The organism is Streptomyces sp. NBC_00876, from assembly GCF_045207435.1.
Lineage (GTDB): Bacteria > Actinomycetota > Actinomycetes > Streptomycetales > Streptomycetaceae > Streptomyces.
The window spans coordinates 3,916,832-3,940,392 of record NZ_CP108800.1 but is presented as its reverse complement, the minus strand read 5'-3'; the positions used below and the strand labels follow the sequence as shown (position 1 = coordinate 3,940,392).

General features: G+C 72.6%; 20 protein-coding genes. 16 read left to right on the top strand and 4 right to left on the bottom strand.

What is annotated here, in order from left to right; translation table 11 throughout:
- Positions 1-66: 66 nt before the first annotated feature.
- On the bottom strand, positions 67-471 hold the full coding sequence (locus OG782_RS17255) for a pyridoxamine 5'-phosphate oxidase family protein (RefSeq protein WP_406451915.1): 405 nt from the start codon (positions 469-471) through the stop codon (positions 67-69).
- 195 nt (positions 472-666) lie between these two features.
- Between OG782_RS17255 and clpB the strand changes: the two genes are divergently transcribed.
- Positions 667-3,273 (top strand): ATP-dependent chaperone ClpB, encoded by a 2,607-nt coding sequence (gene clpB / locus OG782_RS17250; protein ID WP_406451913.1) that lies wholly within the window; start codon positions 667-669, stop codon positions 3,271-3,273.
- Positions 3,274-3,423: 150 nt separating this feature from the next.
- Positions 3,424-3,984, top strand: a complete 561-nt coding sequence (locus tag OG782_RS17245) for a YbjN domain-containing protein (RefSeq protein ID WP_406451911.1) — start codon at positions 3,424-3,426, stop codon at positions 3,982-3,984.
- A 245-nt stretch (positions 3,985-4,229) separates the two neighbouring features.
- Here the strand turns inward: OG782_RS17245 and OG782_RS17240 are convergent, their stop codons facing one another.
- A complete protein-coding gene (locus tag OG782_RS17240; protein ID WP_406451909.1) occupies positions 4,230-4,832 on the bottom strand; it encodes an HAD family hydrolase in 603 nt (200 codons plus the stop codon).
- Here OG782_RS17240 and OG782_RS17235 point away from each other — a divergent pair.
- The 7 genes from OG782_RS17235 to OG782_RS17205 all read left to right on the top strand — a co-directional run bounded on the left by OG782_RS17235 (position 4,831) and on the right by OG782_RS17205 (position 13,366).
- Positions 4,831-5,541 carry a metallophosphoesterase gene (locus tag OG782_RS17235; protein ID WP_406451907.1) on the top strand — a complete coding sequence of 237 codons (711 nt, stop codon included), beginning with the start codon at positions 4,831-4,833 and terminating at the stop codon, positions 5,539-5,541. The genes OG782_RS17240 and OG782_RS17235 overlap by 2 nt on opposite strands.
- Positions 5,541-6,767 carry an ATP-grasp domain-containing protein gene (locus OG782_RS17230; RefSeq protein ID WP_406451905.1) on the top strand — a complete coding sequence of 409 codons (1,227 nt, stop codon included), beginning with the start codon at positions 5,541-5,543 and terminating at the stop codon, positions 6,765-6,767. Before OG782_RS17235 ends, OG782_RS17230 begins: the two co-directional genes overlap by 1 nt.
- Positions 6,764-8,062 (top strand): ATP-grasp domain-containing protein, encoded by a 1,299-nt coding sequence (locus OG782_RS17225; protein WP_406451903.1) that lies wholly within the window; start codon positions 6,764-6,766, stop codon positions 8,060-8,062. Before OG782_RS17230 ends, OG782_RS17225 begins: the two co-directional genes overlap by 4 nt.
- Positions 8,059-9,315: an ATP-grasp domain-containing protein gene (locus OG782_RS17220; RefSeq protein WP_406451901.1), complete on the top strand. Its 1,257-nt coding sequence runs from the start codon at positions 8,059-8,061 to the stop codon at positions 9,313-9,315. The genes OG782_RS17225 and OG782_RS17220 overlap by 4 nt, the downstream gene beginning before the upstream one ends.
- A 44-nt stretch (positions 9,316-9,359) precedes the next feature.
- The gene (locus OG782_RS17215) at positions 9,360-10,721 is read left to right on the top strand and encodes a TldD/PmbA family protein (protein ID WP_406451899.1); all 1,362 of its coding nucleotides are present in this window, start codon (positions 9,360-9,362) and stop codon (positions 10,719-10,721) included.
- Positions 10,718-12,022 (top strand): metallopeptidase TldD-related protein, encoded by a 1,305-nt coding sequence (locus tag OG782_RS17210; protein WP_406451897.1) that lies wholly within the window; start codon positions 10,718-10,720, stop codon positions 12,020-12,022. The genes OG782_RS17215 and OG782_RS17210 overlap by 4 nt, the downstream gene beginning before the upstream one ends.
- Before the next feature lie 78 nt (positions 12,023-12,100).
- The gene (locus OG782_RS17205; protein ID WP_406451895.1) at positions 12,101-13,366 is read left to right on the top strand and encodes an MFS transporter; all 1,266 of its coding nucleotides are present in this window, start codon (positions 12,101-12,103) and stop codon (positions 13,364-13,366) included.
- Positions 13,367-13,457: 91 nt separating this feature from the next.
- On the opposite strand, the gene OG782_RS17200 is transcribed toward OG782_RS17205, so the two are convergent.
- A complete protein-coding gene (locus OG782_RS17200) occupies positions 13,458-14,486 on the bottom strand; it encodes a LuxR C-terminal-related transcriptional regulator (RefSeq protein WP_406451893.1) in 1,029 nt (342 codons plus the stop codon).
- A 309-nt stretch (positions 14,487-14,795) separates the two neighbouring features.
- Here OG782_RS17200 and OG782_RS17195 point away from each other — a divergent pair, with 309 nt between their 5' ends.
- From OG782_RS17195 to OG782_RS17165, 7 genes are read left to right on the top strand one after another with little or no spacing between them, the layout of a single operon-like run.
- Positions 14,796-15,992 (top strand): FAD-dependent oxidoreductase, encoded by a 1,197-nt coding sequence (locus OG782_RS17195; RefSeq protein ID WP_406451891.1) that lies wholly within the window; start codon positions 14,796-14,798, stop codon positions 15,990-15,992.
- A complete protein-coding gene (locus OG782_RS17190) occupies positions 15,989-16,612 on the top strand; it encodes a hypothetical protein (protein ID WP_406451889.1) in 624 nt (207 codons plus the stop codon). The genes OG782_RS17195 and OG782_RS17190 overlap by 4 nt, the downstream gene beginning before the upstream one ends.
- Positions 16,609-17,688 (top strand): hypothetical protein, encoded by a 1,080-nt coding sequence (locus OG782_RS17185; RefSeq protein WP_406451887.1) that lies wholly within the window; start codon positions 16,609-16,611, stop codon positions 17,686-17,688. The genes OG782_RS17190 and OG782_RS17185 overlap by 4 nt, the downstream gene beginning before the upstream one ends.
- 30 nt (positions 17,689-17,718) lie before the next feature.
- A complete protein-coding gene (locus OG782_RS17180) occupies positions 17,719-18,420 on the top strand; it encodes a TenA family transcriptional regulator (protein ID WP_406451885.1) in 702 nt (233 codons plus the stop codon).
- Between the two features lie 3 nt (positions 18,421-18,423).
- Positions 18,424-19,539, top strand: coding sequence for an amidohydrolase family protein (locus tag OG782_RS17175; protein WP_406451883.1), 1,116 nt, complete (start codon positions 18,424-18,426; stop codon positions 19,537-19,539).
- Positions 19,526-20,785, top strand: coding sequence for a pyridoxal phosphate-dependent aminotransferase (locus tag OG782_RS17170; RefSeq protein WP_406451881.1), 1,260 nt, complete (start codon positions 19,526-19,528; stop codon positions 20,783-20,785). Before OG782_RS17175 ends, OG782_RS17170 begins: the two co-directional genes overlap by 14 nt.
- Positions 20,782-22,500: a hypothetical protein gene (locus OG782_RS17165; RefSeq protein WP_406451879.1), complete on the top strand. Its 1,719-nt coding sequence runs from the start codon at positions 20,782-20,784 to the stop codon at positions 22,498-22,500. The genes OG782_RS17170 and OG782_RS17165 overlap by 4 nt, the downstream gene beginning before the upstream one ends.
- A gap of 377 nt (positions 22,501-22,877) precedes the next feature.
- Here the strand turns inward: OG782_RS17165 and OG782_RS17160 are convergent, their stop codons facing one another.
- Positions 22,878-23,546 carry a gamma-glutamyl-gamma-aminobutyrate hydrolase family protein gene (locus tag OG782_RS17160; protein ID WP_406451877.1) on the bottom strand — a complete coding sequence of 223 codons (669 nt, stop codon included), beginning with the start codon at positions 23,544-23,546 and terminating at the stop codon, positions 22,878-22,880.
- Positions 23,547-23,561: the final 15 nt, after the last annotated feature.

Below are 23,561 nucleotides of genomic sequence, written 5' to 3'. Positions count from 1 at the left end.
ACTCCCCCACACAGCGGCGCCACCGTGACCTGAACACGGTGGCGCCGTTGTGCTGTCCGGGTGCGGTCAGCCGCGGCCGAGCGCCCGGTCCAGGGTGATCTCGATGACGACCCGGTCCGGGTTGGGCGACGGCGTGCGCTCGTAGCGTTCCATGTGGCGGCGTACCGCCTCGTCGACCCTGTCCCGCTCCGTACGGACCCTGGCGACGCCCTCCAGCGTCGCCCAGCGCGCCCGGTGCACCTGGCACGCCGCGACGCGGGCGCCGTCCGGGCCCGCGGCCAGGATGTTGGCGACCTTGCGGCTGTTCCTGTTGGTGATGATGCGGGCGAGGCCCGCCCCGGGGTCGTACGTCACGCACACCGGGACCACGTGCGGGGTGCCGTCGGGGCGGGGGGTGGTGAGCGTGCAGAGGTGGGACTCGCGCCAGAAGGCGAGGTACTCGGGGCCGGGGTTGCGTACGTCTACTGCCATGCGGTCAGCGTAAGCAGTCGGCGCCGGGCGGCTCTGCGGTGGCGGGTGGGCGGACCGGCCGGTTCACTCGGACAAGGGTGCGGCCAGGTCGGGGATGGGGCGTTTTTGCCTTGAGTGGAATAGACTCAACTTTGTGCACGTTGATCGTGTCAGTAGTGAGGACGGGCCAGTCACCGCAAGGAGGAGAGCGCGCACGTGGACGCCGAGCTGACCAACAGGAGCCGGGACGCCCTCAACGCGGCCAGTAACAGGGCCGTGAAGGACGGGCATCCCGATCTGACCCCGGGGCATCTGCTGCTCGCGCTGCTCTCGGGCGAGGACAACGAGAACATCATCGACCTGCTGGCCGCCGTCGAGGCGGACCAGATCGCCGTACGCACCGAGACCGAGCGGCTCCTGGGCGCACTGCCCAGCGTGACCGGCTCGACCGTCTCGCCGCCGCAGCCCAACCGCGAACTGCTCGCCGTCATCGCCGACGCCGCGCAGCGGGCGAAGGAGCTCGGCGACGACTACGTCTCCACCGAGCACCTGCTGATCGGGACCGCCGCGAAGGGCGGCCGCGCCGGTGAGATCCTCGACGGGCAGGGTGCCAGTGCGAAGAGGCTGCTGGACGCATTCGAGAAGAACAGGGGAGGGCGCCGGGTGACGACACCGGACCCGGAGGGCCAGTACAAGGCCCTGGAGAAATTCGGTACGGACTTCACCGCGGCCGCGCGCGAGGGCAAGCTCGACCCGGTCATCGGGCGCGACCAGGAGATCCGCCGCGTCGTCCAGGTGCTGTCCCGCCGTACCAAGAACAACCCGGTGCTCATCGGTGAGCCCGGCGTCGGCAAGACGGCCGTCGTCGAAGGGCTCGCCCAGCGCATCGTCCTGGGCGACGTCCCGGAGTCCCTGAAGAACAAGCGGCTCGTCTCGCTGGACCTGGGCGCCATGGTCGCGGGCGCGAAGTACCGCGGTGAGTTCGAGGAGCGCCTGAAGACCGTCCTCTCCGAGATCAAGGAGAGCGACGGCCAGATCATCACGTTCATCGACGAGCTCCACACCGTCGTGGGCGCGGGCGCCGGCGGCGACTCCGCCATGGACGCGGGCAACATGCTCAAGCCCATGCTGGCCCGCGGCGAGCTGCGGATGGTCGGCGCCACCACGCTCGACGAGTACCGCGAGCGGATCGAGAAGGACCCCGCCCTGGAGCGCCGCTTCCAGCAGGTGCTGGTCGCGGAGCCGTCCGTCGAGGACACCATCGCGATCCTGCGCGGGCTCAAGGGCCGTTACGAGGCCCACCACAAGGTGCAGATCGCGGACTCCTCGCTGGTCGCCGCAGCCACCCTCTCCGACCGCTACATCACCTCCCGCTTCCTGCCCGACAAGGCCATCGACCTCGTCGACGAGGCGGCCTCCCGGCTGCGCATGGAGATCGACTCCTCGCCCGTCGAGATCGACGAACTCCAGCGCTCCGTCGACCGGTTGCTCATGGAGGAGCTGGCGCTCAAGAACGAGAAGGACCCGGCCTCCAAGCAGCGGCTGGAGAAGCTGCGCCGCGACCTCGCCGACAAGCAGGAGGAGCTGCGCGGCCTCAACGCCCGCTGGGAGAAGGAGAAGCAGGGCCTCAACCGCGTCGGTGAGCTCAAGGAACGCCTCGACGAGCTGCGCGGACAGGCCGAACGCGCCCAGCGCGACGGTGACTTCGACACCGCGTCCAAGCTGCTGTACGGGGAGATCCCCGGCCTGGAGCGGGAGCTGGCCGAGGCCGACGAGGCCGAGCAGGAGGCCGCGGGCGAGCCCAAGGAGACCCTGGTCAAGGAAGAGGTCGGACCCGACGACATCGCCGATGTCGTCGGCGCCTGGACCGGCATCCCGGCCGGACGCCTGCTGGAGGGCGAGACCCAGAAGCTGCTGCGCATGGAGGAGGAGCTGGGCCGGCGCCTCATCGGGCAGACCGAGGCCGTGCAGGCCGTCTCGGACGCGGTACGCCGCACCCGGGCCGGGATCGCCGACCCCGACCGGCCCACCGGATCGTTCCTCTTCCTCGGCCCCACCGGGGTCGGCAAGACCGAGCTGGCGAAGGCGCTCGCCGACTTCCTCTTCGACGACGAGCGGGCCATGGTCCGCATCGACATGAGTGAGTACAGCGAGAAGCACAGCGTCGCCCGGCTGGTCGGTGCCCCGCCCGGGTACGTCGGCTACGAGGAGGGCGGCCAGCTCACGGAGGCGGTCCGCCGCCGCCCGTACACCGTCGTCCTGCTGGACGAGGTGGAGAAGGCGCACCCCGAGGTCTTCGACATCCTGCTCCAGGTCCTCGACGACGGCCGGCTCACCGACGGGCAGGGCCGGACGGTGGACTTCCGCAACACCATCCTGATCCTGACGTCCAACCTCGGCAGCCAGTACCTGGTCGACCCGCTGACCAAGCCCGAGGAGAAGAAGGAGCAGGTCCTGAACGTCGTGCGGGCCTCCTTCAAGCCGGAGTTCCTCAACCGGCTCGACGACCTGGTGGTCTTCTCCGCCCTGTCCGGGGACGAGCTCAGCCACATCGCGGGGCTCCAGATCGACCGGCTCGCCAAGCGGCTGGCCGACCGGCAGCTCGCCCTCGACGTCACCCCGGCCGCCCTGGCCTGGCTGGCCGAGGAGGGCAACGACCCGGCCTACGGTGCCCGGCCGCTGCGCCGCCTCATCCAGACGGCGATCGGCGACCGGCTCGCGAAGGAGATCCTCGCGGGTGAGATCACGGACGGCGACACGGTGCGCGTGGACCGGGTGGGCGACGGCCTGAGCATCGGCGTGAGCGGCGCCCGTACGCCGTAACCGGAACGCACGCGTCGTACCGGAGCACGTCCGCGGCCCCGGTTCGCACCGGCTGGATATCAGCTTGTGGCGGATCGGGGCCGTTCGGGCTTGCCATGCCCCGCCCGCCATGGGAGAGGATGGCAGCCAACCGCACGAAGGGAAATTACGGTGAGCATCGATCCGTCCTCGATTCCTAACTTCGGGGGCCAGCCCGAACCGCAGGCGGCAGGACCGGAGGGCCCCGTCGTCCCTGACCAGGACCTCGTCAAGCAGCTCCTGGAGCAGATGGAGCTGAAGTACGTCGTCGACGACGAGGGCGACATCGCCGCGCCGTGGGAAGACTTCCGCACGTACTTCATGTTCCGTGGGGAGGGCGAGCAGCAGGTCTTCTCGGTCCGTACGTTCTACGACCGCCCGCACGACACGGACCAGCGCCCGGTCCTCCTCGACGCGATCGACGACTGGAACCGCCGCACCCTGTGGCCCAAGGTCTACACGCACACCCACGAGCCCGAGGAGGGCTCCGAGGACACCGGCGCCTCGGTCCGGCTGATCGGTGAGGCGCAGATGCTCATCGGCACCGGCGTCGCCCTGGAGCACTTCGTCTCCTCGACGGTCAGCTGGGTGCGGGCCTCGATCGAGTTCGACAAGTGGCTGCTGGAGCGCCTCGGCCTGGCACCGGCCGAGGAGAAGGCGGACGGCACGGAGCAGGACGCCACGGACGCCTGAGCCGCGGCACACGACGAGAGCCCGGCCCGGGCGGCGGTCCCCACGGACCGCCGCCCGGGCCGGGCTTTTCTGCTGCGGGGCGACGGCCGGCCGTCCGGAATAGGCGGGATGACGGGAAAGGGTGCAATGGCCACCCGTCCATTGCGCGCCAGCGCGTGACACGACACCTTCGGGACGTAGCTCCGGTCCGTACGGCGCGCAAGGATACTCGGGACGTTATCGGCCCCGGGAGACAGTTTGTCCGCTCAGAGCGAGAACAGGGGTGCCAGGTTCTCTTCGAGTTCCGCGGCGCCCCGGAATTGCAGAGCGGTGATGCCGCAATTCTCGGCGGCCTCCGCATTGGCGGATTTGTCATCGATGAAGAGTGTCTCGCCGGGTGATGCCGAAAGGGCCGAGAGGGCCTGCTGGAATGCGCGTGGATTCGGCTTCTTCGCGCCGAGGTCGCACGAGAAGATCCAGGCGTCGAAGCACGCGGCGACCTGCGGCATGACGCGCGGGAGCGCGTCGAGCAGCAGCGCGTCGTTGTTGGAGAACAGCGCCGTGCGCCGGGGGCGTACGGCCTTCACGAGCCGCAGGACGTCGTGATCGGGCTCGAAGGCCGTGGCCCACAGCTCCTGGAGCGCCCGCAGCCCGCCGGTGAACCCCAGTTCGGTGCGGACGACCTCGTGGATGCGCCCGGCGGTGGCGTCACCCAGGTCCCACGCGTCGATGAGACCGGTCGCGTAGAGCGCGGACTCGACGTCCCCGGGGCTCACTCCGCATGCTGCTCCCAGCTTTTCCAGACGGCGTTCCGGGACGTAATGGCAGACCACATCGCCCAGGTCGAAAAGAATCACTTCGGGGTTCATGGGGGTGGACGATAGCATGGCGAGGTTTGCCGTAATTTCGGATCTGCATGGAAACTCCGCAAACTTCCGGGCTATTGCGGAAGCTGTCCGCGGGCGTGTGGATTCGATCATTCTGACCGGTGATTACCTGGAAGCGAAGATATCCAAGAAGGATATGATTCCGGGTTCTGTGTGGCCGCCCGAGGACGTGGTCGGCCACGATCCGGACCTCTGGTCCCGGCTCGCCCGCTGCGTCCTGGTCCGGGGCAACCAGGAGGAGCGCATCGCCACACTGCTGGGCGGCCGGACGGTCCCCGGACTTGCGCCGCTGCTGGCGGCGCCCGCGCGGTGGAGCACGCCGCTGACCCGGTTCGAGCACGGACACCGCTTCGTCTGGGCACGCGACGGGGACGTGCTCACGCACCCGGTGCTCGACGAGGAGGCCGGCGGGCCGGTCGTGGTCCACGGCCACAGCCACCGCCGGATGCTCACACTCGGCCGCGCCGAACCCGAACCCGAACCCGGCCCCGGCCCCGAACCCGGCCCGTACCGGGCGGTGCCGGTCACCGGGCGGGTCCACCGGCTGCCGCCCCACGGGATCCGCGTGGTCAACGCGGGCGCCGCCTGCGAGGCGGCGGCCCACTGGGTGCTCTACGACGAGGAAGCCCGCACGGTCACCTTCGAGACCGCGGGCGGCACAGGCACGACGGGCGAGACGGGAGAGGGCTGATGGAGAACGAGGAAGAGCGGCGTGCGCGGGGGGCCGGCCGGCCGCGGGTGCTGGTGGTCGCCGGCCGTGCGGGCAAGCTCCAGGTGGCCAGGGACGCCGGGTTCGAGGTCGTGTACGTCCAGGCCCCGCAGGTCTTCACACCGGCGCACCGGGCCGGGCTCGACGAGGCGCTGCTGCTCGACTACACCCGGCCGGAGCGGGTGATACCGGTGGTCGCCGCCCTGCACGGGGCCGCCCCGCTGGACCTGGTCGTCTCCTTCACCGACCCGGGGCTGGACCTCGCGGCGGCCCTGAGCGAACAGCTCGGGCTGCCGGGCAACCCGGCCGCCGTGTCCGCCCTGCTGCGCGACAAGTACGCCCTGCGCCGCAGGCTCGCCGAAGCGGGCATCGAGCACCACCCGTGCGCACGGGTCCGGACGGCGGCCGACCTGCGGGCGTTCGGCGAAGTGCACGGCTACCCGCTGATCCTCAAACCGCTGGACGGCACCGGCAGCCAGGGGGTCCGGAGGATCGCCTCGCCGCGCGACGCCGATCTGGCGTTCGCCGCCGAGACGGTCACCGATGTGCCGCTGCTGGCCGAACGCTTCCTGACCGGCACGGAGATCAGCGTCGAGACGATCTCGCAGCACGGCCGCCACCTGGTCGTCGCCCTCACCGCCAAGTTCATCGACGAGAACTTCGTCGAGAAGGGCCACGTCGTTCCGGCGGGTGTCGGCGCCGGGGACCGCGCCGCCGTGGAGAGCCTCGTACGGAAGCTGCTGGACGCCGTCGGGCTGACCGAGGGCTGCGCCCACACCGAGGTGATGCTGACCGCCGACGGACCGGTGATCATCGAGTCGCACAACCGCATGGGCGGCGACCGGATCTACGAACTGGTCAAGCTCTCGCACGGCACCGACCTCGAACGGCTCAGCTATCTGCTGCCGCTGGACCGGGGGCACCTGCCGGAGGCATCGCCGAGCCCGCAGTGCGCGGCGGCCATCTGGTTCGTCCGGGCCGAACCCGGCCGTGTCGTGGCGGTCGACGGCCAGGACAAGGCCACCGCCCTGCCCGGGGTGTGCGAGGTGGTGGTGACCGCGGCCCCGGGCGACACGGTCGGCCCCGTGCGCTCCAGCGGCGACCGCATCGGCTACGTCATCGCGACCGGCGCCGACTCCGACGAGGCCCTCGGGCGCGCCCGGCGGGCGGCCACGACCATCGTGGTGCGGACCGAGGACGTGCGGTGAGCGGGACGGGCCCGGACGGGGCAGCTCACATCACCCATGTGATGGCCGGTTTCGGCGCGGCCCTCATGCCGGACCTGGACCGGCTGCTGCCGCCGCGCTCGCTGCTCGTCGTCGAGGAGCCGGACGTCGTCGCCGCACGCAGCATCGCCGCCCGCGCGGCGGACCACCGCTGCTTCGCCGGACTGGTCACCGCGCCGATCCACGACGAGGACGACCCGGCCGCCGTGCTCGCCGCGGTGGACCGGCCCGATGCCGTACGGGCGGTGCTCCCCGGCGTGGAGTACGGCGTCACGGCGGCGGCCGCCCTCGCGGAGGCCTGGGGTCTGGCGGGCGCGGGTGTCCCGGCCGCCCGGATCCTGCGCGACAAGGCGCTGCTGCGGGAGGCCGCCGACCGGGCCGGGCTGCCGCAGCCGCGATGGCGCAGGGTGGCGTCGGCGGACGAGGCCGAGCGGTTCCGGGCGGAGTCCGGCGGGCGCTGTGTGCTCAAGCCCGCCAACCGGCAGGGCAGCCTGGGGGTTCAGCTCCTCGACGCCGGCGACGACATCGGGGCGGCGTGGGCGCACACCACCGGGGCGGACGAGCCCCGGCTGCGCGCCCGCCGTCCGCTGCCCACCGCCTTCCTGGCCGAGCAACGGCTCGACGGGCCCGAAGTCAGCGCCGAGGCCGTGGTGTTCAAGGGCCAGGTGCTGTTCCGCAATGTGACCGGGAAGGTGGTCACGCCGGGCCGGTATCCCGTCGAGGCGGGGCACCGGGTCCCCGCCCGGCTGCCGGACGGTGTGGACGGGCGGATCGCCGAGGTGATGGACGCACTGGTGGCCGCCACCGGATTCCGTACGGGTGTCCTGCACGCCGAATGGATCCTCGCGGACGGCGAGCACCCGTGTCTCGTGGAGTGCGCGGGGCGCGTCCCCGGCGACGGCATCCACGAACTGATCGACCTGGCCCACGGAGGCTCGTTCGTCGCCGACTTCCTGACCGTGCTCGGCGGGTCCGGTGAGGTGACACCCCGTACTCCGCGGCTGCACGCCGGGGTGCGCTTCCTGGACTGTCCGCCGGGCACCGTGGACTCGGTCACCGGCGCCGACACCGCGCGCGGCCTCCCCGGTGTGGTGCGGGTCCATGTCGCCGAGGTGACGGGGCGGCGGGCGGACGTCGTGGCGAGCTCCCAGGAGAGGGCCGGATTTGTCATGGCGACGGGAGCGACGGCGCACCTGGCCGAGCGGCGGCTGGCGGAGGCCGCCGCGGCGGTCCGGTTCTCCGTGCGGCCCCGTCCGGGCAGCGGGGAGCGGGCATGAGCGAGCACATCCTGGTGGTCGGCAGCGGACGGGACCTGCCCGGCCGGGCCCGCGCCGCCGGGCCCGGCAACCGCACCTCGGTGATCTGCCGCATCGACTACCTCGGGCGGCTCCGGGAGCGGGACGAGCACAGCCGGATCATCGCCGTACGGCATGACGCGCCCGACGGCGAGTGGGTGGCGCTCGCCGCCGCCGCGCACGCCTGCGACCCCTTCACCCGGATCGCGACCTTCGGCGAGCGCGACCAGGACCGGTGCGCGCTGATCGGCCGGGAGCTCGGTCTGCGCACCCATACGCCCCGCACCGTCGAACTGGTCCACGACAAGGCCGCCATGCGCGTCCGCCTCCGCGCCGCCGGCCTCGACCCCACCCCTTCGGCCGCCGTCGGCTCCCTGGCCGGACTGCGGTCCTTCGTCGCGGAACACGGTCTGCCGTGCGTGGTGAAGCCGGTGCACGGCTCGGCGAGCGTCGGCGTCGCCGTGGTGCGCGAGCCGTCCGCCCTGGCCGCGGCGTACGAGCGGGCCGGCGGCGAGTTCTACGGGCTGTCCGGCACGGGTGTGCTGGCCGAACGGTTCCACGAGGGCCCGCAGTTCAGCGTCGAGGCGTTCTCGGAGGAGGCGGAGCACCAGGTGGTGGCCGTCACCCGCAAGTACTCCGATCCCGGGCACTTCGTCGAGCTGGGCCATGTCGTCCCCGCCGGACTGGACCCCGGGCAGGAGGAGTCCGTGCACCGGATCGTCGGCGCCCTGCTGGACGCGCTGGGCGTGGAGTCCGGCGCCACCCACACCGAGCTGGTGCTGACCAAGGACGGGCCCCGGGTGATCGAGACGCATCTGCGCCTGGGCGGCGACGAGATACCCGTCCTGGTGCGGGAGGCGACCGGAGTGGACATGGGCGGCCTCCTCGCACGGCAGGCGGCCGGCGAGAGCGTGCTGCCGGAACTGCGCCGCACGCTGGCGGGCGCACGGCCGGGCCGCGCCGCGGCCATCTGGTTCGCCGCGGCCCCGGTCCAGGGCGTGCTCACCGGCATCGGCGGGGTGGACGAGGCCCGTGCGGCGGCCGGGGTGGACGAGGTCGTGCTGCTGGCGGAACCGGGCGCGGTCTGCGAGGGGCTGGAGTCCTCCGACTCCCGTCTGGCGTCGGCCCGGGCGCACGGCGGCACCGCGGACGAAGCCGTGGACACCGCCCGTACCGCGCTGGCGGCGCTGGAGTTCCACGTCCTTGCCCGCATGCCGGCAGGGGACACGGTGTGAGGCCCGCCGGGCCGTTCACCGGAGACGACTCAGGAGGCAGCACCATGCAGCACACCGTCCACCGACCGGGCACGCTGCGGGCCGCCGCCGGTGAACTCGGCGACGAGATGCGCCGCCGGGGCCCCCGGGGCGTGGTGAGCGCGTCGGGGGCCGTCCAGTCCTGGCACCGGGTCAGCGGACGGTTCGCCGAGAGCCGGGTCAGCGATCTGAGCCTCGAACACGGCAGGGCGACCGCCGCGCGCTACGTCCTGCCCGACGGGTTCCGTCACCGGGCCCTGCCCGGGTACGACCCCTCGGCCGCGCGGCCGGACGGACGGCCGTCCGGGTACACCCCGGCCGCCGCGGACCCGGACGGCCCGCCCGGCTGGCTGGAGATCCCCGCCGTCCTGCGGGCGCTGCACGCCCTGGAGGACGCGGCACGCGGCTACGACCCGAGCATCGCCCAGGTCGTCATCGACTTCGAGCTCAGCGAGCAGGACATGTGTCTGGTGTCCGGCGGGGACGACCGGCGCGTCCACGACGAACGGCGGCTGCTCAGCTATCTCTCGGTGCGCGTCATCGCCCGGCGGGGCGGCAGGGTCGCCACCGGCTTCTACACACCGGGCACCTGCGGCCCGCTGGCCGGCATCGATGTGCGCGCCTGCGGCGCCGAGGTGTCCCGCAGGGCCGTCACGGGGCTCGACGCCCGGCCCGCCCCGGTCGGACGGATGCCGGTGGTCGTCGCGGGAGGCCGCGGCATGGTGCTGCTGCACGAGGCCTGCTGCCATCCGCTGGAGGGCGACGAGGTGGTCCGTGGCTCCGTGTACGCGGGCCGGCTCGGCGAACAGATCGCCTCGCCGCTGGTCACGGTGCGGGACGACCCGACGGTCCCGGGCGCGGTCGGCTCGTACGCGTACGACGACGAGGGCACGCCGGCCGCCCCCACCACGGTCATCGAGGACGGCAGGCTCACCGGCTATCTCACCGACCAGGAGTCGGCCGCCCGGCTCGGGACGGCCTCCAGCGGCAACGGGCGCTGCACCACCGTGCTTCAGCCGCCGCTGCCCCGGATGACCAACACCTGTCTGGCCGCGGGGACGTCGAGCGTGGCGGAGATCATCGCGGACACGGAGTACGGCATCTACGCGGAACACGTCGGCGGCGGCGAAGTCGTCGAGGCCACCGGGGAGTTCACCTTCCGCGTGACCAACGGCCATCTGATCGAGAAGGGCCGGATCACCGACCCGATCCAGGAGACGACCATCGCGGGGTCCGGTTCCCGGATGCTCGCGGACGTCGACGCGGTGGCGGACGACCCCGCTGTCGGGGCGGCCAAGTGCGGCAAGTTCGGGCAGTGGGTGCCGGTCGGCGTCATCGGGCCGACGCTTCGGGTCCGGTCCCTGCTGGTGGGAGGGACGGAGCGATGACGGGCAGCGAGGCGCTGATCGAGGAGGCCGCCCACAGCGGCGCCGACTGCGAAGTGTGGTCCGTGCGGCGGGAGTCGGAGGAAGTGGTGTGCCGGGGCGGTGCGGTCGAGCGGCGCAGCGATGTCGTCTCCGGGGCCACCGCCGTGACCGTGTGGTGCGACGGCGCGGAGGGGTACGCGGTCCAGGCGCTGCCGGACTCCGCCGATCCCGGGCTCGTGCGGTCCGCGCTCGCGGTGGGCCGGGCGCTGCCCGCCCGCGTCGCGGCCCCGGACCTTCCGGCCGCCGTCCCGGACGGGCCTGAGCGGCCGGTGTACCGGCCCCGGCTGGACGAGGAGACGGTGGGGGCGGTCCGGCGGCTGAGCGAGGCGCGCGCGGGCCTGGACATCGAGCTGCGGGCCAGGGCCGAGCGGTCCGCGGTGCGGCTGCACCGGCGGGGCGGCGCGGCCCGCGGCTACGGCTCGGGGCTCTTCCAGCTCCAGGCCCGGGTCACCGCCACCACCGCGGACGGTGTCGGCTTCGTGGCGCACCAGATGTTCGGGGACCGCGCCGCCGGCCCGCTGGACGCGGCGGGCCGGCGGGACCTGCCCGAACTGTGCGCGCTGGCCCAGGTGCTGGCCGGACCGCCGGTGGCGGACCTGCGGTACGACGACGTGCTGGTCACCGGCTGGGTGATGGTCAAGCTGCTGGCGCTGGTGGCGCCCGCCTTCCAGCTGGACACCGTCCAGGAGGGGCGCTCGCCGCTGGCCGGGCGGACGGGGGAGCGCGTCTGCGCCCCGGGGGTCGGCCTCGTCGACGACCCGGCCGCGCCGGAGTATCCGCTGGCCGCCCCGTGGGACGACGAGGGGACACCGGCCAGGGCCGCGGCCCTCGTCACCGACGGCGTCCTGCTGCGCTTCCTCGGGCACCGCCGCAGCGCGCCCGGTCCCGAGGGCCGGGGTTCGGGATGGCGGGGCGCCTCGGGTGAGATGCCGAGGGTGCGGCCGAGCCACCTCTCCCTGCGCCCGGGGCCACCGCTCGGCGATCAACCCCGGGACGGGCGGCGGCTGTTGAGGGTGGTGCAGGCCAACGGCGCGCACACCTCCAACGGCATCACGGGCGACTTCTCCATCGGCGCCAACGCCGTGCTGGAGGAGCCCGGCGGGGTGCGCCGCAACGCGGGCGCCCTCACCCTCGCCGGCAACGTCTTCGAGCTGCTGCGCAGGATCGAGGGCCATGACGGCGTCGTACGGGTCAGCCGGTCGCACACCGCCTTCCTCGCCAGCCCGGGTGTCTGGGCGAATCATCTGACGATCGGGCGCTGAGGGCGTATGCGGATCACGAAAGGCATGCGGAACACGACGGGTATGCGGATCACGAAAGGCATGCGGAACACGACGGGTATGCGGAACACGGAAGGTACGCGGATCACGAAACTGCCGGAGTTCCGGACGTTCTGGGCCTCCCAGAGCCTGAGCATGCTGGGTACGGCGGTGAGCAGGTCCGCCGTACCGCTGCTCGCGGCCACCGTGCTGTCGGCGACGCCCTTCCAGATGGGACTGCTCCAGTCCTCGCTGACGGTCTCGTTCCTCGTACTGGGACTGCCCGCGGGCGCCTGGGTCGACCGGATGCGGCGCCGCCCGGTCATGATCGTGTGTGATCTGGCCAGGGCGCTGCTGATGACCTCGCTCGTGGTGGCCGCCCTGGCGGGACGGCTCGGCTTCACCTGGCTGATCGTCGTGGGGCTGCTGCTCGGCGCCGCCCGGACCTTCTACGAGATCGCCTACCAGTCCTACATCCCCTCCCTGGTGGGCCGGGACCGGCTGGTCGAGGGCAACTCCAAGCTGGAGAGCACCGCGTCGGCCGCCCAGACGGCCGGTCCGGCGGTGGCGGGTGTCCTGGTCCAGGTGGGGGCGGCGGCCGCCGTGAGCGTCCAGGCGGTCAGCTACCTCTTCTCCGGGCTGCTCCTGCTGCGCATCCGCAAGCCGGAGCCCGTCGCCGGACGGGCCGGCCGGGGAGGCATGGGGGCGGAGATCAGGAGCGGACTCCGCTTCGTCCTGGGCAACCCGCTGATGCGTGCCGTCGCCGGCTCGGCCGCCACGTACAACTTCTTCTACGCCGTGCAGTCCCCCCTGGTGGTGCTCCTCCTCGTCGGGGAGGCCGGATTCTCCGGGGCGACGGCCGGTGCGCTCATGGCGGCCGGCGGAGCGGGCGGGCTGCTCGGGGCGGCGACATCGGGGTGGATGGCGCGGCGGTTGGGGCAGGTCCGGGTGATCTGGCTGGCCTATCTGGTGACCATCCCCACGGTCGTCCTGCTTCCGCTGACGGGGCCGGGGTGGCGCGTCGTGTTCTTCGTCGTGCCGTGGTTCACCGCCGCGTACGGGCTGGTCGTCTACAACGTGGCGCAGGTCAGCTTCCGCCAGGCGATGTGCCCCGACCAGCTGCTCGGGCGGATGAACGCCAGCGTCCGGTTCCTCATCTGGGGCATCATCCCGTTCGGCGGACTCGCCGGCGGGGCGCTCGGGGAGTGGCTGGGGGTGCGCGGCGCCCTGCTGGTCGCCGCGGTGGGGATGAGTTCGGGTGTGGTGTGGCTGCTGTGTTCGCGGCTGCGCGGGATGCGGGACATTCCCGTGGACGCGATCGCGGAGCCGTACGTGAGGTCCGGCTGAGGACGTGCCGGGCGCGGTGAGGGGTGGGCGGCGGGGCGGCAGAACCCTTCGGCGACGCTGGCGAGGGGTGCTGCGTCCCATGGGCGTGGCGTCACTGTCCGCCGGAGTCGGAGAGCAGACCGCGCTCGCTGATCAGGAACCCGACGTGGGCGCGGTTGCGGGCGCCGATGCGCTGCATGATCTCGGAGATGTGGCGCTGGCAGGTGCGCGGCGAGATGCCGATGGTGCGGGAGATGACCTTGTCCTCCTCGCCGCGGACCAGGAGCCGCATGATCTCCGACTTCACGTCCTCGCCCACCGCGTGCACGCGGCCGCGGTCGTACTGGGTGGGGAACGGCGCCGCGTTCAGCCAGGACCGCTCGAACGCGGACACCATGAAGTCCACCACGCTCGGCTCGTGCACCAGCACGGCGCCCTGGGGCGCGCCCCGCAGCTCGATCAGGGCGGCGGCCGAGTCGAAGACGATGAGACGGGTCAGCGAGCCCGCGATGGTGCGTACTTCGGCTCCGCGCGCCGTCACGTTCTCGACGAAGGCGATCGTGGGCAGGTCGTACTGGGCCGCGTACTGGTAGAGGGTGCGCATCCGTACGCCGTGGTCCAGCAGCACCGACGTCCGGCCGGCCGACTCGGCCAGCACGTCCTCGGGCCTGCCCCCTCCCGGCTGGGAGGTCAGGACCTCGCTGCTACATCGCTCGGACATCTCCGTGATGAGCTGCCTGACGGTGTCGAGGTCCTCGATGAGCTGGACGGACTGGCTGCCCATCCGCTGCAGCAGGCTGTTCTCGTAGATCGGGATGAGGTTGGACAGCTCGTACCGGGTCTGGTCCACCTCGCGGATCAGCCGGTTGAGCTTGCGCACGGGCTCGCCCAGCAGCAGGGTGCGCGCGCGGTCGGGCGGCACCGCGACGAACCGTCCGGGGCCGTCCTCGCTCCTGGACACCAGCCGGTACCGGTGCAGTTGCTCCATCGCCGTCTGCGCCTCCGAGGGTGAGAAGCCCTCGTGGTCGATCAGGTCCGCGGCCCGGAAGGACTTGCGGGTGACGGCGAATTGATAGGCACGTGTGGCGAGCGGCCCGAGACGGGTCGGCCCGGTAGGGGCATGAATGTCAGAAATTGACACCGTTCATCTCCCTGTCCTGTTGGAGTCAGTCGGAAAGATGATCCTGTCCCCATGCGGCGGACACAACTGGCTCCTGGTCAAAATAGCGATGTCTTCCAAAAGAAATTCTGAAGGCGATTTCATTCGAACTGTGAATGGGAGGGAATGCGTCGTGAAGATCTTCTGTCGATGTATCCAGTCATGTGTGGTGCTGGGCGTGGTGACCGCCGGCGCCACCGTGGTCGACCTCTCGATTGCGTCGGGCGATCTGGGCTGGGGCTGACGTTGCCCTGTCCGTCGTCCGGTACGAGTGATCGACAGGAGGAACGAATGTCTCAAGCGGGTCCGCGGCCGGGGCGCTGGCGTCTCGTGGTGGTGGGGGGCGGATCGGCCGCCGCCATCCAGGTGCGCAGGGGCGATGTACCGCCCCAGGAGGTCCTCGTGGTAGCGGAGCGGCTGGGCACGGGCATGGCCTTCCTCGGCCACAGCACCCTCCAGTCCTACGCCGGTGAACTGCTCCTGTCCGGCCGGCCGGAGGAGCTGCGGGCGGTGATGCGGCCCGGTGATCTGCGGCCGAGCGCGAACGAGTACGACACCTACGTCCAGGAATCCCTGATGCGCTCGGGGGCCTCGGTGACGCTGGCCCGGGTGATGGACATCCAGCAGGACGCACAGGGCTTCGTCCTCAGCCTGCGCACCCCCGGCGGCGTGCGCCGGCAGGTGTACGCGGACGGGGTGGTCCTGGCGACCGGCAGCACCCCGCGACGGCCCCCCGAGGATCTGCGCGCGGCCGGGGCCATCACCTACGACACGGTCCACCGTGAGCTCGCCGCGGGCAGTACCCGCCGGTGGGAGGGGATGTCGGTGGTGATCGCGGGTGCGGGCAACTCGGCGATGCAGACCGCGGGCCTGATGGCTCCGGACGCCCGGGACGTCACGATCCTGGCCAACCGCTACATCGGCATGTACCCCGCCGAGAGCAATGACAGGTTCGCCTGGCGGGCCCCCTCGCAACTGGCGTACGAGCTGGTCGTCAAGAGCGCCCGGGAGTGCGGCCGGCAGCCGTGGAACGTGCCCTGTGTCCGTCACCTGGTCCACGAGACGCTCACCGCCGACGGCGGCGCGATCCGCTGGCGCTACCGCGAGACGGACAACCTCGGGGTCCTGGGCTCGCACTCCACCGCGGGCCGCTGCCGTCACGCACGCGCCCACCGGGTCGGCGGCGACGACGCCGACGGGCTGTGGGAGGAGACCCGGCGCGCGGACTCCACGGTGGTCGTCTGGGCGGCCGGCTGCACCCCCGTCTACCCGCCCGGTGAGCTGACGGGCTCCCTGGCGCGGGAGCCGGACGGCACGCTCCGGCGCGACGCGCACGGCCGCACGGACGTGCCCGGCCTCCATGTCACCGGTGCCTGCGCCGGCCAGCGTTCGGTCAACGAGACGGTCCCGGCCCGGACCCGGGGCCCGGTGACCGGCCCGGCGTCCGGCGAGGAGCCGGGGCTCCCGGTGGAAAGGGTGACCGCATGAGGGCGGACGCCCGGCCGTACCGGATCATCGCGCTGGAGGGGATAGACGGTTCCGGCAAGACCACGGTGGTGCGCCGAATCGCCGAAGAATTCGGAAATTCTGTGCGTACGGAACGGCTTTCGCCGCACATGGGCGCGGTCTTCCGTGAACTGGTCGGAGAATCGCCGGAATCTGCGGCACGTTACCAGGACGTAATTCCTGGAGATCTGCGGCGCGGGGCGTACGTGATCGACGCGATATCCCAGTTCCATTATCTGGACAGCGAATACACAGGATTCGATTGGCTGGTTTTCGATCGTTGGCTCCCCACCTACGAGGTCTACTGCGGGGGCCGCGGCGTCCACGACGCGTGGTACCGGCGGCTCGCCGGCCTGCTGCCCGTCCCCGACCTGCTCATCAGGGTGCGCACGAGCCCCCGGGTGGCAGCCGGCCGGGTGGCCGCCCGGGGGGACTGGACGGCCGACCACTGGAGCGAGGAACGGCTGCTGGCCGATCTCACGCGGCTGGATCGCGGCTACGACCGCGCCTTCGAGGGAGCCGCGCACCGGGTCGTCGACGGTGACCGCGACGCCGATGTCGTATACGAGGAGATCGCCTCGCTCCTGCGGGAGGCCGGGTGAGCGAGGACGGGAGCACCCCGCTCCTCCTGGTCGCCGACAGCTCCGCCTCGGACGCGCTCGGGCCCTTCACGGCCCTGCGCGGGTGGCTGACCGCCCAGGGGGTCGACCTCCAGGTGCGCAGCTACCGGCAGGTGGCCGGCGGGCTGCCCCCGATGCCCGGCAACACCGTGGTGATCCTCTGTTTCCCGCACACGTTCTGGGACTCCGAGGTCGAGGGACGGCTGCCCGGCCCGTACGGCACCCGGGCGTACGCCCGTGCGCTGCACACGTACCTGCTGCGCACCGGGCGGAAGCTGGCGGCGACGGCCGGCGGATCCGTGCGGTACCTCAACCCGCCCGGGGCCGTCGCCCTGACCCGGGACAAGGCGGCGGCGCAGGGCCGGCTGCTCCGGTACGGCGTGCCCGTGCCGGAGATCCTGGAGCGGCCGGACCCCGCAGAGCTGCTGGCCGAGCTGGAGAGGGGCAACTCCCTTTATGTGAAGGCCGTCTGCGGTTCCATGGGCAAGGGCCTCACCCACCTCGCCCCGGACCGCTGGCGCACCAACTACCACTACGACGGCCGGAGTCTGCTCGCCCCGGGCGGGCCCGTGGGCCGCGCCGACTGGGAGCGCCGCGAGCAGTGGCTCTTCCGGGAGGTGCCGGTGGGCGAGCGCCGGTTCCTGGAACTCCTCTGCGGTACGCCGGGGTTCCTCTTCGAGCGGCAGATCGGGGCGCCGCGGGACGGGGCGCACCGCACCGAGCTCCGGATCACGGTCGCGGGCGGCACGGCCGTCGCGGCCGACGAGCGGACCGCCCCCCGTGACGCGCTGACGACCCGACGGGCCGAGGGCGGCTCCGGCCGCCCCGCCGCCCCGGGCGACCCCGTGGTCCGCGCCGCCTCACGGGCGGCCGTGCGGGCGGCCGCGGCGCTCGGGCTGGGCTACGGGGTGTTCGACGTGGTCAGCGGCGCCGACGGCGAACCGTACGTCGTCGACACCACCGCGTTCCCGGCCACCGGCACACCGGCCGGGCTCTGGAAAGACCTTCTCGACCTGCTGGTCGTGCGCCCCGCCGTGGGCGCCCGGCCGGCCGTGTGAGCAGTCAACCCCTACTGAAGGAGATCCGGCATGCAGTCCCTCGATGAGTTCTTCACCGGTCTGAACGCCGAGGTCAAGGCCACCGACTGTGTGGACAACGACTTCTTCGCGGCCTTCCGCGCCCAGAAACTGACCGTCGACGACGTCCAGCGGTTCGCCGACCAGTACTACCTCTACATCCGTACGTTCCCGCAGATCCTGGCCGGTCTCGCACACCGGGTCGACAACGAGGAGATCCGCCGGGAGCTCGCCAAGACCATCGTCTCCGAGCTCGGCGGGGGCGGCGAGGGCGGCATGGGGCACTACAAGATGTTCAAGAACTCCTGCGAGCCGCTGGGCATCGAGGTCGCCAAGGCCGGCTCGATCGACTACCTCCCGGAGACGACCGCCCTCGTGGAAGGGATCCGCACCCTCTTCCTGGAGGGCAGCGTCGAGGCGGCGCTCGGCGGGCACTACACGATCGAGCTCAGCGGCCTGCCGATGATCAACAGCTTCTACGAGGGCTTCCGCGCCCTTCCCGGATCGACCGTCGAGAGCATGGAGTACTTCTACCTCCACCTCCTGATCGAGCGCGAGCACGTGGAGTGGATCCACGCCGCGGTCGAACAGGCCACCGGCGGCCCGGAGTCGCGTGCCGAGATCGAGCGCGGTGCCCTGCTCATCGCGGGTCTGCTGGGCGACTTCTGGGGCGCGCTCCACCGCGAGCTGGTCCTGAAGCCGGTCGGGGTCTGATCCATGAGGCAACCCGATGGATTCCGCGTCATCGACGGGGACGGGCACGTCATGGAGCCCGACAGCATGTGGAGCGAGTACATCGATCCCGCCTTCCGCGACCGGGCGCCGCGCCGGGCACGGTCCGACGGGCAGGGCTGGGCCCAGATGCTCGTGGACGGCCGGCCGATGTACCGGCACTACCCGGACGAGCTGGTGGCGGAGTTCCAGCGCCGCACGATCGCGGAGTACGGCGAGTACGCGGCGCGGGGCTTCGACGCCCCGTCCCAGGTGAAGTCCCTGGACGACCAGGGGATCGAGATGTCGTTCCTCTACCCGTCGCTCGGGCTCGGCACGGTGGCGATCGACGGGATGGACCCGAAGCTGGCCGCCGCGATCTCCCGCTCCTACAACCGGTGGCTGGCGGACTTCTGCTCGCACGCCCCGGACCGGCTGAAGCCCGTCGCGCTGCTGAGCCTGCACGACGTCGGCCTGGCCATCGGTGAGCTGCGGTACGCGGTCGAGACGCTCGGGATGCGCTCGGTCATGCTCCGGCCCAACATGGTGTCCGGACGGTCGGTCGGGCACCCGGACACGGGGCCGTTCTGGGCCGAGTGCGCGGAGCTCGGGGTGTCCGTCAGCTTCCACGAGGGCTGTCACACCATGCTCCCCGCCGCCGGGGCCGACCGGTTCACCACGCACTTCGCCATGCACAGCGCCTGTCACCCCATGGAACAGATGATGGCGTTCATCGCGCTGGTCGACGGCGGCGTGATGGAGCGCCATCCGGACCTGCGGTTCGGCTTCATGGAAGCCGGCTGCGGCTGGGTGCCGTACCTGCTGTGGCGGATGGACGACCTGGAGTACCGCAACTGGAAGTTCCAGATCCCGGGCGTCAGGCACCGGCCCAGCGAGTACTTCCGGCGCCAGTGCTGGGTCAGCGCCGAGGGATGCGAGCCCTACCTCGACAAGCTCGCCCCGGACATCGGCACCGACCGGCTGCTCTTCGCGAGCGACTACCCGCACCCGGACCACGAGTTCGGTGAGGAACTGGAGGACGTGCTCAAGTCCCCGCTGTCCGAAGACGTCAAGCGGGCCATCCTGTGGGACAACCCCGCCGCGTTCTATGGCGTCGTCTGACCTGCTGCCGGTGTCCGGGGCCCTCGCGCCCCGGGCGCCGGCCCCGGACGTCTACACCCACACCGACGCGCTCGCCGAGCGGTACGCGGCCCTCAACCTGGGCCGCGGAGCACCGGACTTCGACGGCCCGCCGGTGCTCCGGCGCGCCGCGGCGGCCGCCATGCGGGCGGGCGTCAACCAGTATGTCCCCTCGGCCGGCCACCCCGAACTCCTCGCCACACTCGGCGCACTGGCGGTGCCCGCCGGCACGCGCTACGACCCGGGGACCGAGATCACCGTGACCGCCGGGGCCACCGAGGCGCTGGCGACGGCGCTGGAGACGCTGCTGCGGCCCGGCGACGAGGTCCTGATGCTGGAGCCGTTCTACGACTCCTACCCGGCGCTCGTCCGCAGGGCCGGCGGCATCCCCGTCCCCGTACCGCTCGTCCGCCGGGACGGCGGCTATGTCCTGGACGCCGACGCGGTGTCCGCCGCCGTCACCGCACGGACCCGGGTGCTGCTGCTCAACACCCCGCACAACCCCACCGGCTGGGTCGCGTCGGCCGCCGACCTGGAGGCACTCGGCGCGCTCGTGCTGCGCCACGGCCTGTACGCGGTGTGCGACGAGGTGTACGAGCAACTCGTCCACGTACAGGGGCAGGGGCCGAAGCAGGGAGAGGAGCTGGGGCTGGGGCTGGACGGCGGGCACCGGAGCATCGCGGCGCTGCCCGGCCTGCGGGAGCGCACCATCGTCTGCTCGGGGGCCTCCAAGTCCCTGAGCGTGTGCGGCTGGCGGGTGGGCTGGGCGTTCGCCCCGGCGAAGCTCACCGGGCCGCTGCGGGACGCCCACCGGATGCTGTCCTACTGCGCCCCCGCGCCCCTCCAGCTGGGGGTCGCCGCCGGGCTCGCCTGGGCCCACCGCACCGGCTGGTTCGACGTACAGCGACAGGAATACCTGGAGCGGCGCACCGCTCTGCTGGCCGGACTGGAAGCCGCCGGGATGCGGCCCGTCACTCCTTCGGGGGGATTCATGATCATGGCGTCCACGGGCGCGGCACTGCCCGCCGACCCACTGCGGGCCAATGAACTGCTGGCCCGCGACTACGGCGTGACCGGGCTCCCGCTCACCGGATTCCACCACCGGCCCGAGGCGGCGGACGGTCTGCTGAGGTTCGCGTTCTGCAAGGAACCGGGTGTACTCCAGGAGGCCGCGCGCCGCCTGTCGGCGCTCGCTCCGGCCACTGAGAAGGGGACACTCCCGGCATGATCACCGATGACATCGAACCCGCCGCCCGCGCAGCCGGGACGGTCCCCGGCCCGGACGCCCCCGTCGAGTCCGTCTGGGCCGGCTTCAGCACCGGGCACCGGGTGCTGGACACCGCCGAACTCGCCGAGCTGTGCACGGCGTTGCACGGCCACGGACCGGCCGGAGTGCCCGCAAGGGCGGCCCGGGAGCTGATCTCGTACACCGCGCCGGCGGACGCCGGCCCCGGCGCCCAGGCGCCGCCCGCGGTCATCCTGCACTCCGCGACCCGGACCACGCGCGGCTTCGACGGGGACCTCGCCGACGTCCGGGCCGGCCGGGACCCGTACGACGTGGCCGGATACCTGGAGAGCCGGGCGGTCTCCCTCGCCGCGGCGGGCGATCTCGCCGTGGGCCGGACCAGCCCCTGGCGGGACGCGGTGGACCACTACGGCGCCGACTCGCTCGACATCGGCCTGACCGACCACTACTACCTCTCCGACGCGCTGCTCACCGCGGCCGCCGCGCACGGGCCCGGCGGTACGGGCCCGCTGACCGCGCTGATCGACTGGCTCCGCGAGCGGCCATCGGCGGTGGTGCGGCTCTACGCACTGGACCCGGAGACCCAGGTGTTCCTGCTCTGGCTCAAGGAGCGGGCCGGTCTGGACGTGCTGTACGTGGACGCGAACAACCCCGTGGTCTCGGAGCGCTGGAACCGGAAGAACCACATCCATCCGACGGTCGCGGACGCCCTCACGGTCCCCGTCGACGGTCTCGGCCCGGCCGGGCTGCTGGCCGCGGAGCAGCGGCAGTCGGAGGCGTACCGGCTGCTGGGGATGGACGTGCCGGTCCTCCCCGGCTATCTGGTGCTCCGCACAACGGACGAGGAGTCCTTCGCCGACGGGCTGGTGGCCGCGGCCCGGCTCCTGGCCGGTCGGCACGGTCTGGAGCGCGGCTGCCTCAAGCCGTGCGAGGCGGGTGACGGGGCGCGGATCGTGCCGGGCCTCGCGCTGAAGGACGAGGCGGGCCTGCGGGCCCACGCCCGTGAGGCGTACCGGCACGGCGACGCCTATGTGCTGGAGGCCCACCTGGACTTCCTCCGCTGCGGCATCGGCGGCCGTGACTTCATCGTCAGCCCGTCCGGGCACATCCGGGGCGGTCAGGTCGCGCCGGGCATGACGCTCCAGCTGATGAACGGGGTCTCCTGGGAGGGCAATGTCACGCTCACCGCGCAGGACTGCGCGCGGATGGGGATGCCGGCGGAGCACCATGCGTCCATGACGCGTGCCATGGACGCGGTGCGTGACGCCTTTCGCGGTCCCGGCAGCGAGGCGCAGGGGTGCCGGGGCGGCATGGTCACCGGCGGCGTCGACTTCGGGGTCGGCCGGATCGGCGGGATCCACGGCGACGGGCTCGTGCTCGGGGCGATCGACTTCAACCTCTCCTCGCACGGCGCCGAGTACATGCGGGTGTTCCAGGACGAGGTGGCCGGGGACCCGGACGCGGGCCATGTGGCCACCCGGGTCTACCGGCCCGGCGCCGAGGCCGGCATGGCCGCGACCCGGGCCGCGGTGGAGCGGCTGACGCCCCCCGGGCGCCGGAGCAAGGTGGTGGCGAGCGTCCCCGGGCGCTGGGGCATGGTCGCCGTCACCGGCAGCGGCCTGGAGGACGCAGCCCTGGCCGCCGAGGCCCTGGTCGACGGATTGCGCGCGGCCTCGCTGGCCCGGGGACCGGCATGAGCGGTGACGGCATACCGGCGGATCCCCGCGCGGGCGGGAGCGCCGGTACGGCTCCGGTGACCGGCCGGGCCGGTCACCGGAGCGGGGCGGGATCCGTGGGGGCCGAGGATCGCGGCCCCCGGCTGGGCCGTCCGCGGCAGCCCGGTCACCGGCGCGGGGCGGGGTCAGCCGGGCCGGGGGAGCGTGATCGCCTGGGCCGTCCGCGGCAGCGCGGTCACCGGAGTGGGGTGGGGTCAGCCGGGCCGCAGGATCGCGGCCCCCGGCTGGGCCGTCCGCCGCAGCCCGGTCACCGGCGCGGGGTGGGGTCAGCCGGGCCGCAGGAGCGCGGAGACCGCCTGGGCCGTCCGCGGCAGCGCGGTCACCGGGGCGGGGTGGGGTCAGCCGGTCCGCAACAGTGCGGAGACCGGCTGGGCCGCCCGCAGCAGCGCCGTCACCAGGCGTTGGCTGCTCGCCGGATGGCCGGGCGGGAGCTCCTCCGGATGCCACTGCACCCCCACCGCGAACCAGTCCGCGTCGGCGCCCGCGGCCTCGATCGCCTCGGCCGTGCCGTCCGACGCCCGGGCGCTCACCCGCAGGCCGTCGCCGGCCACCCGGACCGCCTGGTGGTGGCGGCTGTTGGCGGGCAGCCGGCCGGCTCCCAGGATGCCGTGCAGCCGGCTGCCCGGGTCGACGACGAGCTCGTGGTGGCGGGTGGGTTCGCCCTCCGCCCCGCCGTGACCCACCGCCCCGCACTCGGTGGGCAGATCCCGCCAGAGCGTGCCGCCCAGTGCGGTGTTCAGCATCTGGGCACCCCGGCAGATGCCGAGCAGCGGCACCCGGTCCTGCCGGGCCCAGCGCGTCAGCAGCAGCTCCGCCCGGTCCAGCTCCGGATGCACCTCGCCCTCCGGCCCGGGCCCGCCGCCGTAGGAGCGGGGATCCAGGTCCATGCCGCCCGGGAGCAGCAGGGCGTCACAGTTCTCGTAGAGCACGCGCAATTTCCGCTCCGGCAGCGGGGGAATTCCCAGCGGAATTCCCCCGGCGGCCTCCACCGCGGTGAAGTAGGCCATGCTCTGCATCCATCG